Origin of the sequence: Terrabacter sp. Root85, assembly GCF_001429185.1 — a bacterium.
GTDB lineage: Bacteria > Actinomycetota > Actinomycetes > Actinomycetales > Dermatophilaceae > Terrabacter.
The window spans coordinates 160,690-173,509 of the sequence record NZ_LMIW01000012.1 but is presented as its reverse complement, the minus strand read 5'-3'; the positions used below and the strand labels follow the sequence as shown (position 1 = coordinate 173,509).

10 protein-coding genes are annotated in these 12,820 nt (G+C 72.3%); 5 read left to right on the top strand and 5 right to left on the bottom strand.

Going from position 1 to position 12,820, the window contains the following annotated elements; translation table 11 throughout:
* Positions 1-126 precede the first annotated feature (126 nt).
* Both ASE25_RS18635 and uvrA read right to left on the bottom strand, forming a co-directional pair.
* Complete coding sequence (locus ASE25_RS18635; protein WP_082622985.1) at positions 127-726, bottom strand: Rieske (2Fe-2S) protein; 600 nt, start codon at positions 724-726, stop codon at positions 127-129.
* Positions 723-3,890 (bottom strand): excinuclease ABC subunit UvrA, encoded by a 3,168-nt coding sequence (gene uvrA / locus ASE25_RS18630; protein ID WP_056826978.1) that lies wholly within the window; start codon positions 3,888-3,890, stop codon positions 723-725. Before uvrA ends, ASE25_RS18635 begins: the two co-directional genes overlap by 4 nt.
* 127 nt (positions 3,891-4,017) lie before the next feature.
* Here uvrA and ASE25_RS18625 point away from each other — a divergent pair, with 127 nt between their 5' ends.
* The 3 genes from ASE25_RS18625 to ASE25_RS18615 are packed head-to-tail and all read left to right on the top strand — an operon-like array spanning position 4,018 to position 7,255.
* Positions 4,018-5,868 (top strand): glycoside hydrolase family 15 protein, encoded by a 1,851-nt coding sequence (locus tag ASE25_RS18625; protein WP_056776710.1) that lies wholly within the window; start codon positions 4,018-4,020, stop codon positions 5,866-5,868.
* A complete protein-coding gene (locus ASE25_RS18620; RefSeq protein WP_056776707.1) occupies positions 5,865-6,566 on the top strand; it encodes a maleylpyruvate isomerase family mycothiol-dependent enzyme in 702 nt (233 codons plus the stop codon). Before ASE25_RS18625 ends, ASE25_RS18620 begins: the two co-directional genes overlap by 4 nt.
* Positions 6,567-6,568: 2 nt before the next feature.
* On the top strand, positions 6,569-7,255 hold the full coding sequence (locus ASE25_RS18615; RefSeq protein ID WP_056776704.1) for an MBL fold metallo-hydrolase: 687 nt from the start codon (positions 6,569-6,571) through the stop codon (positions 7,253-7,255).
* Positions 7,256-7,340: 85 nt separating this feature from the next.
* Here the strand turns inward: ASE25_RS18615 and ASE25_RS18610 are convergent, their stop codons facing one another.
* The 3 genes from ASE25_RS18610 to ASE25_RS18600 all read right to left on the bottom strand — a co-directional run bounded on the left by ASE25_RS18610 (position 7,341) and on the right by ASE25_RS18600 (position 10,914).
* Complete coding sequence (locus ASE25_RS18610; RefSeq protein ID WP_056776701.1) at positions 7,341-8,744, bottom strand: ATP-binding protein; 1,404 nt, start codon at positions 8,742-8,744, stop codon at positions 7,341-7,343.
* A gap of 19 nt (positions 8,745-8,763) precedes the next feature.
* Positions 8,764-10,422: an FAD-dependent oxidoreductase gene (locus ASE25_RS18605; protein ID WP_056777733.1), complete on the bottom strand. Its 1,659-nt coding sequence runs from the start codon at positions 10,420-10,422 to the stop codon at positions 8,764-8,766.
* A gap of 174 nt (positions 10,423-10,596) precedes the next feature.
* The gene (locus ASE25_RS18600) at positions 10,597-10,914 is read right to left on the bottom strand and encodes a hypothetical protein (protein ID WP_056776698.1); all 318 of its coding nucleotides are present in this window, start codon (positions 10,912-10,914) and stop codon (positions 10,597-10,599) included.
* A gap of 138 nt (positions 10,915-11,052) precedes the next feature.
* On the opposite strand from ASE25_RS18600, the gene ASE25_RS18595 reads away from it, so the two are divergent.
* Positions 11,053-12,231, top strand: coding sequence for a C39 family peptidase (locus ASE25_RS18595; RefSeq protein WP_056776695.1), 1,179 nt, complete (start codon positions 11,053-11,055; stop codon positions 12,229-12,231).
* Positions 12,231-12,794: a hypothetical protein gene (locus ASE25_RS18590; protein WP_056826976.1), complete on the top strand. Its 564-nt coding sequence runs from the start codon at positions 12,231-12,233 to the stop codon at positions 12,792-12,794. Before ASE25_RS18595 ends, ASE25_RS18590 begins: the two co-directional genes overlap by 1 nt.
* The last annotated feature ends 26 nt before the right edge of the window (positions 12,795-12,820 follow it).

The following is a 12,820-nucleotide window of genomic DNA, read 5'->3' as shown; positions in this document are numbered from 1 at the left end:
GCGTCCTCGCGTATGCCGTGTCGGCGGATCCGTGACCGCGCCCGGAGGGTGCTGGGCCCGGACGCACGACGCCCGGCCGGGCGCCGAGGGGGCACCGACCGGGCGGCATACGACAGCGGGTGACGCTCAGCTGATGGTGAACGTGTCACCGGTGACGGTGATGGTCTTGGCGGTCAGGCCGGTGGGTGCCGGGCCGGACACGCGGTCGCCGGTCGTGGCGTCGAAGTGGCTCTGGTGACAGGGGCAGATGATCTGGCCGCCCTCGACGGAGGCGACGGTGCAGCCCTGGTGGGGGCACACCGCGTCGAACGCCTTGAACGTGCCGGCCGCCGGCTGGGTGACGACGGTCTTGGTGTCGGCGAAGATCTTGCCGCCGCCGACGGGGATCTCGGACGTCGGGGTGCCACCGGCGGCGGCCGAGCTCGCCCCGGAGGACGGAGCCGCCGCAGCGCTGCTCGACGACGAGTCGGCCGGAGCCGTCGGGACGGGCGGGCTGCTGCAGGCAGCCAGCGCCCCGGCCCCGACGACGACCCCGGCGACCCGGAGGACGCCGCGGCGGTCGGTGAGCACGGAGATGCGGTCGCCGAGGCTCGGCTCGGCGGTGCCGGTGGACGGGCCGGTGGATGGCCCGGCGGCTGGGAGGTCGGACGGAGTGGTGGGCGGAGTGTCGGAGGTGCTCGTGCTGCTGGTCGGCTCGGTGGTGCTGGAGTGCGTGCGCTCGGTCATGCGTTCCTCTTCCGGGTCGTGGTCGACCTCGTCTTGCTCACGGTGGTGCTCGACGTGGTCTTCTTCGCAGCGGCGGTGGTGGCACCTCCTCGTGCGCGTCCGCTCGCCTTCGATGCCGTGGCTGCCTTCGTTGCCTTCGTCGTCGTCTGTGCCTTCACGGTGCGCGCCGTCGATGTGCCCGCGCCGTCAGCGCGCTGTGAGCCGGCCGAGCCCGCCGCGCCCGCAGAGGCCGGGGCCTTCTTCGCGCGGGTGCGTGCCGGGCCGCGGCTCGTCGTGCGGGCCGTCCGCTCGAGGATCGGCTTGAGGAACCGGCCGGTGTGGCTGGCGGCCACCTCGGCGACGTCCTCGGGCGTGCCCTCCGCGATGACCATGCCACCGCCGGAGCCGCCCTCGGGCCCCATGTCGATGATCCAGTCGGCGTTCTTGATGACGTCGAGGTTGTGCTCGATGACGATGACGGTGTTGCCCTTGTCGACGAGGCCCTGGAGCACGTCGAGGAGCTTGCGGATGTCCTCGAAGTGCAGGCCGGTGGTCGGCTCGTCGAGGACGTAGATGGTGCGTCCGGTGGAGCGCTTCTGCAGCTCGCTGGCGAGCTTGACGCGCTGGGCCTCACCACCGGAGAGGGTCGGCGCCGGCTGGCCGAGGCGCACGTAGCCCAGGCCGACGTCGTTGAGGGTCTTGAGGTGACGCGCGATCGCGGGGACCGCCTCGAAGAACGTGGCGGCCTCCTCGATCGGCATGTCGAGCACGTCCGCGATCGTCTTGCCCTTGAAGTGCACCTCCAGCGTCTCCCGGTTGTACCGGGCCCCGTGGCACACCTCGCACGGGACGTAGACGTCGGGCAGGAAGTTCATCTCGATCTTGATCGTGCCGTCGCCGGAGCACGCGTCACAGCGGCCGCCCTTGACGTTGAAGGAGAACCGGCCCGGCTGGTAGCCGCGCACCTTGGCCTCCGTCGTCTCGGCAAAGAGCTTGCGCATGTTGTCGAAGACGCCGGTGTAGGTCGCGGGGTTCGACCGGGGGGTGCGCCCGATCGGGCTCTGGTCGACGTGCACGACCTTGTCGAGATGGTCGAGGCCCGTGACGGACTTGTGCCGTCCGGGCACGTGGCGGGCACCGTTGAGCTTGTTGGCGAGGACGTTGTAGAGGATGTCGTTGACGAGCGTCGACTTGCCGGAGCCCGACACGCCGGTGACGGCCACGAGGTTGCCGAGCGGGAAGTCCACCGAGACGTTCTGGAGGTTGTTCTCGCGGGCGCCGTTGACGGTGATCTGGCGTCCGTCGTGGCCGCGGCGCACGTCGGGAGACGGGATCTCGCGACGGCCCGAGAGGTACATGCCGGTCAGCGAGTCGGGATGCTCGAGCAGTCCCTTGACGGTGCCGGAGTGCACGACGTGGCCGCCGTGCTCACCGGCACCCGGGCCGATGTCGACGACCCAGTCGGCCGTGGCGATGGTGTCCTCGTCGTGCTCGACGACGATGAGCGTGTTGCCGAGGTCACGCAGGCGCGTCAGCGTCTCGATGAGGCGGTGGTTGTCGCGCTGGTGCAGGCCGATCGAGGGCTCGTCGAGGACGTAGAGCACCCCGACGAGGCCGGAGCCGATCTGGGTCGCGAGCCGGATGCGCTGGGCCTCGCCACCGGACAGGGTGCCGGCGGGGCGGTCGAGCGAGAGGTAGTCGAGGCCGACGTCGAGCAGGAAGCCGAGCCGCGCGTCGATCTCCTTGATGACGCGCTCGGCGATCTGCTTCTCGCGCGCCGTGAAGTCGACGGTGTCGAGGAAGCCGGCCGCCTCGTTGATGGCGAGCCCGCAGACCTCGGAGATGTTCTTGCCACCGACGAGCACGGCCAAGGACTCGGGCTTGAGGCGCGCGCCCTTGCAGACCGGGCACGGGACCTCGCGCATGAAGCCCTCGTAGCGGTCGCGGCTCCACTCGGAGTCGGTCTCGGAGTGGCGGCGCTTGATGAAGGGCACGACGCCCTCGAAGCCGGTCGTGTAGGAGCGGTCGCGGCCGTAGCGGTTCTTGTACTTGACGTGGACCTTGTAGTTCTGGCCGTGCAGCAGCGCCTCCTTGGCGCGGGCCGGCAGCGCCCGGAACGGCGCGTCCATCGAGAACTTCATGTCCTCGCCGAGCGCGCCCATGACGCGCTGGAAGTACTCGGCCGAGCCCGACCCCTGCGCCCAGGGGGCGATGGCGCCCTCGGCGAGCGACAGGTCGTCGTCGGGCACGACGAGCTCGGGGTCGACCTCGAGCTCGGTGCCGATGCCGGTGCACTCGGTGCAGGCGCCGAACGGCGAGTTGAAGGAGAACGAGCGCGGCTGGATCTCGTCCATGCCGAGCGGGTGGTTGTTGGGGCAGGCCATCTTCTCGGAGAAGCGGCGCTCGCGGTCCTTGTCCTTGGCGTCGCGGTCGACGAAGTCGATGATGACCACGCCGCCGGCGAGGCCGAGGGCCGTCTCGACGGAGTCGGTGAGGCGACGCTTCGAGCCGGCGTCGTCGCCCTTGGCGACGAGGCGGTCGACGACGACCTCGATCGTGTGCTTCTTCTGCTTCTCGAGGGCGGGGGGCTCGGCGAGGGACACGACCTCGCCGTCGACCCGGGCGCGCGAGAAGCCCTTCGTCTGGAGCTCGGCGAAGAGGTCGACGAACTCGCCCTTGCGGCCCTGCACGACGGGCGCGAGCACCTGGAAGCGGGTGCGGTCCTCGAGGGTCAGGAGCTGGTCGACGATCTGCTGCGGCGACTGCCGGGTGACGGGCTCACCGCAGACGGGGCAGTGCGGCCGGCCCGCGCGGGCGAAGAGCAGGCGCAGGTAGTCGTAGACCTCGGTGATGGTGCCCACGGTCGAGCGAGGGTTGCGGTTGGTCGACTTCTGGTCGATGGAGACCGCGGGCGAGAGCCCCTCGATGAAGTCGACGTCGGGCTTGTCCATCTGCCCGAGGAACTGCCGGGCGTACGCCGACAGCGACTCGACGTAGCGACGCTGCCCCTCCGCGAAGATCGTGTCGAACGCGAGGCTCGACTTGCCCGACCCCGAGAGCCCGGTGAAGACGATGAGGCTGTCGCGTGGGAGGTCGACGGACACGTCGCGCAGGTTGTGCTCGCGCGCGCCGCGGACGACGAGGGAATGGGCGTTGCCGGTGGGCGTAGCAGTCACGCGCAACATGCTAGGTGGGGTGACCGACAGTCCCCCCATCGGCGGCTCAAGGCTGGACATGACTCGGACGTACCCACCCCGCCACACGCCCGGGCGACGGGAGCGCCGGACCCGGCAGGACGGCATACTCGCAGTCATGAGTGAGCCCGTGCCCACCCCGATCGAGGACTACGCCGTGCTCGGCGACCTCGGCACCGCCGCCCTCGTGAGCCGCAAGGGCTCCGTCGACTGGCTGTGCCTCCCCCGTTTCGACTCGCGCGCCTGCTTCTCGGCGCTGCTCGGCACGCCGGACCACGGTCGCTGGCTCATCACGCCGGTCGACCCGGACGCGGTCACGACCCGCCGCTACGTCGGCAACTCGTTCGTCCTCGAGACGATCCACGAGACACCCACCGGCCGGGTCCGCGTCACCGACGTCATGCCGCTCGGCGACGGTCGCTCCGACCTCCTGCGCCGCATCGAGGGCGTCGAGGGCACGGTCCGGATGGTCCACGAGTGGACGGTGCGCTTCAACTACGGCCGCACCCGCCCGTGGGTGATGCGCCACACCGAGGACCGCGAGGACCACACCGACGAGATCATCACGGCCATCGCCGGCCCCGACATGCTCGTCCTGCGCGGCGCGCGGCTCCCCCACGCCCAGGACGGCCACCACGTCGACGAGTTCGACGTCGTAGCCGGGCAGACGTTCACCTTCTCGACGACGTGGTTCCGCAGCCACGAGGAGATTCCGCCGCCGCTGCGGGTCCGCGCCCGGATCGACGAGACGATCGCGCTGAGCGAGGAGTACGCCTCCCGCAGCGACTACGCCGGCCCCTACGAGGACGCGGTCACGCGCTCGCTGCTCGTGCTGCGCGGCCTGACCCACCAGTCGACCGGTGGGATCGTCGCCGCCGCCACGACGTCGCTGCCGGAGGAGTTCGGGGGCGAGCGCAACTGGGACTACCGCTTCTGCTGGCTGCGCGACGCCGCGCTGACGCTCGAGGCCCTCCTCGGCTGCGGCTACGTCGAGGAGACCGAGCTGTGGCGGGCGTGGTTGCTGCGCGCCGTCGCCGGTGACCCCGAGGACATGCAGATCATGTACCGCGTCGACGGCGGCCGTGACCTCCCCGAGCGGGTGCTCGAGCACCTGCCCGGGTATGCCGGGTCGCGCCCCGTGCGCGTCGGCAACGCGGCCGTCGAGCAGCGCCAGACCGACGTGCTCGGCGAGGTGATGATCTCGCTCGACCACGCGCGGTCGAAGGGACTCGAGGAGAACGACGACTCCTGGCACCTGCAGCGGGCGCTCGTCAACCACCTCGCCCAGCACTGGGAGGAGGCCGACAACGGCCTCTGGGAGATCCGGGGCCCGCTGCGGCACTTCACCCACTCGCGCGTCATGGTGTGGGCCGCCTTCGACCGTGCGATCCGCGCCGTCGAGCAGCACGGCGTCGAGGGGCCCGTCGAGCACTGGCGCGAGCTGCGCGACCAGGTGCGCGAGGAGGTCATGACGAAGGGCTTCGACACCGAGCGCAACACCTTCGTCCAGCACTACGACACCACCGAGGTCGACGCGTCCCTGCTCACGCTCTCGTCGATCGGCTTCGTCGACGGTGACGACCCGCGGATGCTCGGCACCATCGCTGCCGTCGAGTCCGACCTGCTGCGCGAGGGACTCGTCATGCGCTACCGCACCGACACGGGGGTCGACGGTCTCGCGGGCGACGAGCACCCCTTCCTGGCGTGCTCCTTCTGGCTCGTGACCGCCTACGCGAAGGCGGGTATGACGACGGAGGCCACCGAGCTGATGGACCGGCTCGTGGGCCTGACCAACGACGTCGGACTGCTCTCCGAGGAGTACGACCCGATCGCGAAGCGCATGGTGGGCAACTTCCCGCAGGCGTTCTCGCACCTGACGCTCGTCGGCGCCGCCCTCGCCCTCGCCAGGGCCTCGGGCGCGGCGTCCGACTCGGAGACGGAGAAGCAACCCGGGAGGGCCACGGCATGAGGCACGCCGACGTGACACCCGCGCTCGTCGCGGCCGAGACCGACAGGGTCGCCTCGACGGCGGCCTCCTTCCGCAACGACGCGGTGCTCGCGCCGTCGCTCTGCGCGGGCTGGTCGCGCGGCCACGTGCTCGCGCACCTCGCTCGCAACGCCGACGCCCTCGCGCGCGTGTGCGACGTCGCGCTGACCGGCACCGCCGACACGATGTACGACGACGTCGAGTCGCGTGACACCGACATCGAGCGCGGCGCCCGACGGTCGGCGCACGACCACGCGACGGACATCCGCGACACGGCGGCCCGCCTCGCCGAGCGGCTCGAGGCCCTCCGCCCCGAGCACGCCGGGGTCCGCGTCGAGCGCACCCCGGGCGGCTTCCCGATCCCGGTCGGGATGGTCCCGTTCATGCGGCTGCGCGAGGTCGTCTACCACCACGTCGACCTCGACGCCGGCTACACCTTCGCGAGCGCCCCGCCAGAGGTCGTGTCGCTCTTCCTGCGCGACGCCGCCAACCGCCTCGCGCACGACGACGCTCCCCCGTCGCTGCACGTCGTGACGGCCGCGGGCGACGAGCACGTCGTCGGTGACGGTGCGACGCGGGTGACCGGGTCAGCCGCCGACGTGCTGCTGTGGCTCGCCCGCGGACACACCGACGGCGTGACCTTCGACGGCCCCGTCCCGACCCTGCCCTTCGGAGGCTGACGATGACGCACACGCCCCATGACGCCTACTCCGGTCACGTCACCGCGGGCGGGCCGGCCGGCGTCCGGGAGCTGCCCGACCTCACGATCCGCAAGCTCGAGGTCGGCGGCTTCGGCAACAACGCCTACCTGCTGACCTGTCGCGCCACCGGGGCGCAGCTGCTCGTCGACGCGGCGGCGGAGCCCGAGCGACTGCTCGAGCTCGTGTCCACCGGAGGCGGTGGCCTCGACACCGTCGTCACGACGCACCAGCACCACGACCACGTCGGTGCGCTCGCCGAGGTCGTCGCGGCGACGGGCGCCCGCACCGTCGCCGGCGCCGAGGACGCCGACGCGCTGCCCGTGCCGGTCGACGAGCGCGTCGGCCAGGCCGACAGCGTGTCCGTCGGCGACGTGACCCTCGACGTCGTCCACCTGCGGGGACACACGCCGGGGTCGATCGCGCTCGCCTACGCCGACCCCGCGCCGGGCGGGCACACCCACCTCTTCACCGGCGACAGCCTCTTCCCCGGCGGCATCGGCAACACGAAGAACCCCGGGCAGAGCTTCGACTCGCTCATCGAGGACGTCACGACCCGCGTCTTCGACGTCTACGACGACGACACGTGGTTCTACCCCGGCCACGGCGACGACTCCACCCTCGGCGCGGAGCGGCCGCACCTGGGCGAGTGGCGCGCCCGCGGCTGGTGACCGCCTGACGTGGCGGGACGGCATACGCCATCGGTGACCACACGCTGACGACGCGATGGCGTATGCCGTCCCGCCGGCCCGGTGGTCAGGGCGCGGGAGCGTGGGCGGCGTGGACCGGGAGGCGCACGCGCATGCGGGTGTCGCCCGGCCGTGACTCGATCTCGATCGCCCCGCCGTGGCGATCGACGACGATGCGGTGGGCGATGTCGAGGCCGAGGCCGGTCCCGCGGCCGACGTCCTTGGTCGTGTAGAACGCCTCGAACGCGCGCTGCTGCACCTCCGGGCTCATCCCCGCGCCGGTGTCCGCGACCTCGACGACGACGGACTCCGCGTCGAGGCGCGTCGTGACGGTGAGGGTGCCGACGCCGTCCATGGCGTCGACGGCGTTGTCGACGAGGTTGGTCCAGACCTGGTTGAGCTCGCCCGGCATCCCGTCGACGAGCGGCACGTCAGCGCCCCAGTCGCGCACCACCGTGATGCCCGGACGGAGCCGAGGACCCATGACGAGCAGGGTGCTCTCGAGCCCCTCTCGGACGTCGACCCGCTGGTGCGAGGCGCGGTCCATCTGCGAGTAGGACTTGATGCCGGCGACGAGCTCGGACACGCGGCGGGTCGACTCGCGCACCTCGCCGAGGAGCGATGAGACGTCGATGGTGCGGGCCACCCAGCCGAGACAGGCGCCGAGCCCGTGGGACGGTGCCGCGGCGGCGGCCCGCTCGACCCAGCCGACGTCGGCGCCGGCGGAGACGAGGGACGCGGCGAGCTCCCACGGCCGCTCGACCCCGGCCCGGTCGAGCCACTCCCCCAGGTCCTCCTCGCGGTCGGCCGTCTCGAGCGGGTCGGGCAACGTCGTCGGCGGCACGAGCTCGCGGCGCAGCGCGTCGAGCTCACCGAACTGGGTCGCGGTCAGGCCGGCCGTCGCCATCTGGCGCAGGGCATCGAGCAGACCGTCGCAGGCGTGCTCCAGCTCGGCGGACGACCGGGCCGCGGCAGCCGCGGGGTTGTTGATCTCGTGGGCCAGCCCGGCCGCGAGCGTCCCGAGCGTGACGAGCCCGCTGCGCTGGCGGGCCGTCGCCTCGATCGACCGCGCCGTGCCGTAGAGGCCGGCGACGAGGTGCGCGGCGAAGGGGAACCACACGTTCGCGAGCTCGTGGAGGCGCTCGGCCGGGACCCGCAACAGCCGCCCGGGCGCGACGCCACGGGCCGTCGCGAGGTAGACCCCGTGCTCGTCCCAGGCCCGGAACCCACCGGCCCAGCGACCCGGTACGTCCATGCGGCCGACGACGACGTCCTCTCGCCCGATGTGACGCGAGAGGTCGAGCGTCCCGTCCACGACGACCCACCAGAAGTCGGCCCGGTCACCCTCCAGCCAGACCACCTCGCCGGGGACGATCGGCACCTCGGCGCCGCCGTCGAGCAGCTGCAGCAGCTGGTCGTCGTCCAGTCCGTCGAAGAGCGGCACCGTGCGGAGGTCGGAGAGCTCGAGCATCGCGGGTCCCGTCTGCCGGTCAGATCGTGGCGAGGTAGCGGTGGACGAAGTAGACCGACATCGAGCCCTCGCCGACGGCGGACGCGACGCGCTTCATCGAGTCCGAGCGCACGTCGCCCGCCGCGAAGACCCCAGGCAGGCTCGTCTCCAGGGCGAACGGTGGGCGGGACAACGGCCAGCCGTGCGCCTGCTGCCCGGTGACGAGGTCGTGGCCGGTGACGACGAAGCCGTGCTCGTCACGTGCGACGTCGGCGCCGAGCCAGTCGGTGCGCGGCGAAGCGCCGATGTAGACGAAGAGCCAGGCGGCCTCGACCTCCGTCGTGGCGCCGGTGTGCCGGTCCGAGAGGGTCAGCCGCTCCAGGTGGCCGTCGCCGTCCGCGCCGACGACCTCGGTGCGACACAGGACGCGGATGCGCTCGTCGGCGCGGATCCGCGTGACGAGGTACTGCGACATGCTCGCCTCGAGCGACTCGCCGCGGACGACGAGTGTGACGCGCCTGGCGTGGCGGGCGAGGTTGAGCACCGCCTGGCCGGCCGAGTTGGCGGCGCCGACGACGTAGACCTCGTCCCCCGCACACGCCGCCGCCTGGCCGGCGTTGGACCCGTAGTGCACGCCACGTCCCGAGAGGGCGTCGATGCCACGGGCGTCGAGGCGTCGGTAGGACACGCCGGTCGCGAGGACGACGCTGCGCGCCTCGATGTCGTCGGCTCCGTCGAGGCGGACGGCACGGACCGGTCCGCGCTGCTCGAGCGCCATGACGTCCCGGGCGAGCACCATCTCGGCGCCGAAGCGGCGGGCCTGGGTGATCGCCCGCTGCGCGAGGTCGGCACCGGAGAGGCCACGCGGGAAGCCGAGGTAGTTCTCGATCGCCGCGCTCTGCCCGGCCTGCCCGCCGGGGGCGTCGTGCTCGACGACCACGGTGCTCAGGCCCTCGGACGCGGCGTAGACCGCGGCGGCGAGCCCTGCCGGTCCGCCGCCGACGATGCAGAGGTCGTAGAGGGCGCGCTCGGCCTGGGTGCGCAGCCCCAGGGCCGACGCGACGGCGACCGTTGTCGGGGCGCGGAGGGTGTCGCCGTCGGGGACGAGGACGAGCGGGAGGTCCTCCGGCCCGGCGCCCGCGAGGTCGCGCAGGTGAGCCCCCTCCTCGTCGCGCTCCACGTCGAGCCAGACGTACGGCACGTGGTTGTTGGCGAGGAACGTCTTGACGAGGTGGCTCGCCTCGGACCACCGGTGGCCCACGACGCGGACGTCGAACCCGCGCTCCGGGTGGGCGTTGTGCCAGTCGGAGAGCAGGTCGTCGACGACGGGGTAGAGCCGGTCCTCGGGCGGGTCCCACGGCTTGAGGAGGTAGTGGTCGAGCCCGATGTCGTTGATGGCCGAGATCGCGACGTCCGTGTCGGCGTACGCCGTGAGCAGCAGGAGCTTGGCGTCCGGGACGTCGACCCGCACCCGGGCCAGCAGCTCGATGCCCGTCATCCCGGGCATCCGCTGGTCGGACGCGACGAGCGCGAGGGGCTGGCCGCGCAGGACGAGGCGGGCCACGAGGTCGAGCGCCTCGGCCCCGGAGGAGGCGCGCAGGATGCGGTGCTCGGCGCCGTAGCGGGCCCGCAGGTCCCTGGCGATCGCGGCCGAGACCGGCGCGTCGTCGTCCACGGTGATGATCGCGGGTCTCGCCACGCGCTCAGCGTACGAGCGGGATCCGGCGCGCGGGGGCGAGTTGGGGCGGTTCACCCCGTCGAGGTGAGCGGGACGAGACGGGCGGACCGGCGCAGGGTGTCACGAACGGGGCACACGCGAACCGGTGTCCAGTGGCCTCGGGCGGCACCCGGGTCGCGGCCACGGGCCGTCCGGCTACTGGGCGTCCTCGAGGTCCGACGTCGCGTCGGGGTCGAACTCCGCGATGAGCGACTCGAGCTCGGACCGGAGGAAGTCGAGGTCCGGCGGGACGTTGGTCAGCAGAAGGTGGCGCCGCGGGTTGCCCGCGACGGAGAGGCCGACGCCGAGGCGCGAGCGGCCGTGGCGTTCGCGCCAGGCTCGCTCCAGGCGGGGGCCACCGATCCAGTCGACGGGGGCGTGGAGCCAGCCCTGGACGTCGACGAGGTCGCCGTCGGGGCCGTGACGGCGGTTCTTCGGGGGATCGAATCCCTCCAGGGTGATTCGCTCTTCCATACTCCTGACGGTACGGCTCCGGGAGCCCGCGGACCAGTACCTCACCGAGGTCCACACCGATTCGTGAGGGAAGAGACAGGGAGGTATCAGGCAGCGGACCGCCGGCCACTGACCGGCAACCGTGCGAAGGAGTCACCCATGTCCGTCACCACCCCTGTCGTCAGCCAGGAGTCCGAGCGCTACGTCGCGCTCGCCGCCACCCACGCCAGCCTGCTGCTCAGCGTCGACGCGCTCCCGCGCTCGATCTCGGGCGCGGAGGTCGAGTCGGCAGCGACCCCGGTGCACGACCTGTCGGGAGACGTTCTCTTCTGGCGGGCCCGTCTCGGGGGCAGGAAGGCTCGTGGCTACCTCGACGTCGCGGCGAGCCCCGCGATGGGCGCCGTCCTCGTCGCCGCCTCGCCCGATGCCGTCTGGGAGCCCGAGCGCCTCGTCGAACAGGCCCTCGAGGTGCTCGCCAAGCAGAACGACGGCACGCAGGTGGAGGTCGACGAGGTGCGCTTCGTGGACTACAGCCACCCGAAGCTCGCCCTCCAGCTCCGGCGCGAGGGGCGCGAGGTCGCGATGCTCGAGCTGCACACGTGGGAGGTCGTGCCGTCGGCGAGCAAGCGCGAGCGCGGCGCGCCGCCGGCCGACTTCGAGCGCTGGTCCTTCCTCGGCAGCCTCACCGCGAAGGCTCGCGAGTCCCGGGCCGCGCGCTACGACACCGCGGTCGGCGAGCTGTCGCGGCTCGTCGAGCGCCTCGACCGGGACCGCTTCACGATCTCCGTCGTCGACACCGTCGACATCCTGCTGCGCACGCGGCGCCGGGACCTGCACTACACCACGCGCAACAGCGACCACCAGGTCTGCTACGAGCTGCGGGGCCAGCAGACCAACGTGTGGTGCGTCGCCGCGAGCGTGCAGATGCTGCTCGACTTCTACCGCTACGAGTACGACCAGGTGCGGGTCGCCGCCGAGCTCGGTCTCGGCACGCCGTCGAGCCCGACGGGTCTGCCCTACGCGAACGACGCACTCGTCGTCACGGTCCTCGAGCGGCTCAGCAGCAACGCCCTCGACGCGACGATGTTCACGACGAACCCGTTCTCGCGTTTCGTCAACGAGATCAACGCCAACCGGCCGCTCGTCAGCTTCGTGCCGGGCCACTCGCGCACCGTCGTCGGCTACTCCGAGACGGGGTGGCTGCTGCTGACGGCCACGGACCGTGGGCTCACCGTCTTCGACCCGTGGCCGCCGAGCTCCGGCGTCGTCACGCGGTGGGAGAACTTCGACGTGACGACCTACCGCCGCACCTTCACCGCGCAGGTCACACTGGCCTGATGGAGCGCGACGCCGACCGGCCGGGCGAGACACCCGACGACGGGTCGAGTCTCGCCGAGCGCGCCCGGGGGGCGACCCAGCAGCTCGTCGCGGACGCGAGCCGGGTCGGTCCACTCGTGCACCGTCGGGGCGTCATCGGCCGCCCGGTGCCGGTCCGGGCACCGGCTCCGCCAGGCGCGTCGGCCGACCCCGTGGCCGAGGTCGGGCGCTGGTTCGTGCCCGTCACCACCGGCGAGCGCCTCGTCGGTTTCGCGCTCGTCGACGTCGCGACGTCTCCGCCACGCACGGACGGCGCCGACGTCCGCGAGCCCGCTGCACGCGTACGCCGGTGGTCGACGTTCCAGCGTCACGAGGGCGACCTCGAGTCGTGCCCGCCGGCGCTCCTCTGGACCGACCCGACGACCATCACAGCCACGGCGATGGCTGCCACCGGTGCCGGCGAGGGCGCCCGCACGGCCGAGCCGGTCCTCACGTGGGAGCGGACACCGGAGCACCTCGTGTGGGAGGTGACCGTCGACGGTCGGCCCGTTCACGTCGCGGGGTCCAGCGCCTGGCCGGCGTGAGCGAGGCCGGGAGCCGGGTGCGAGGA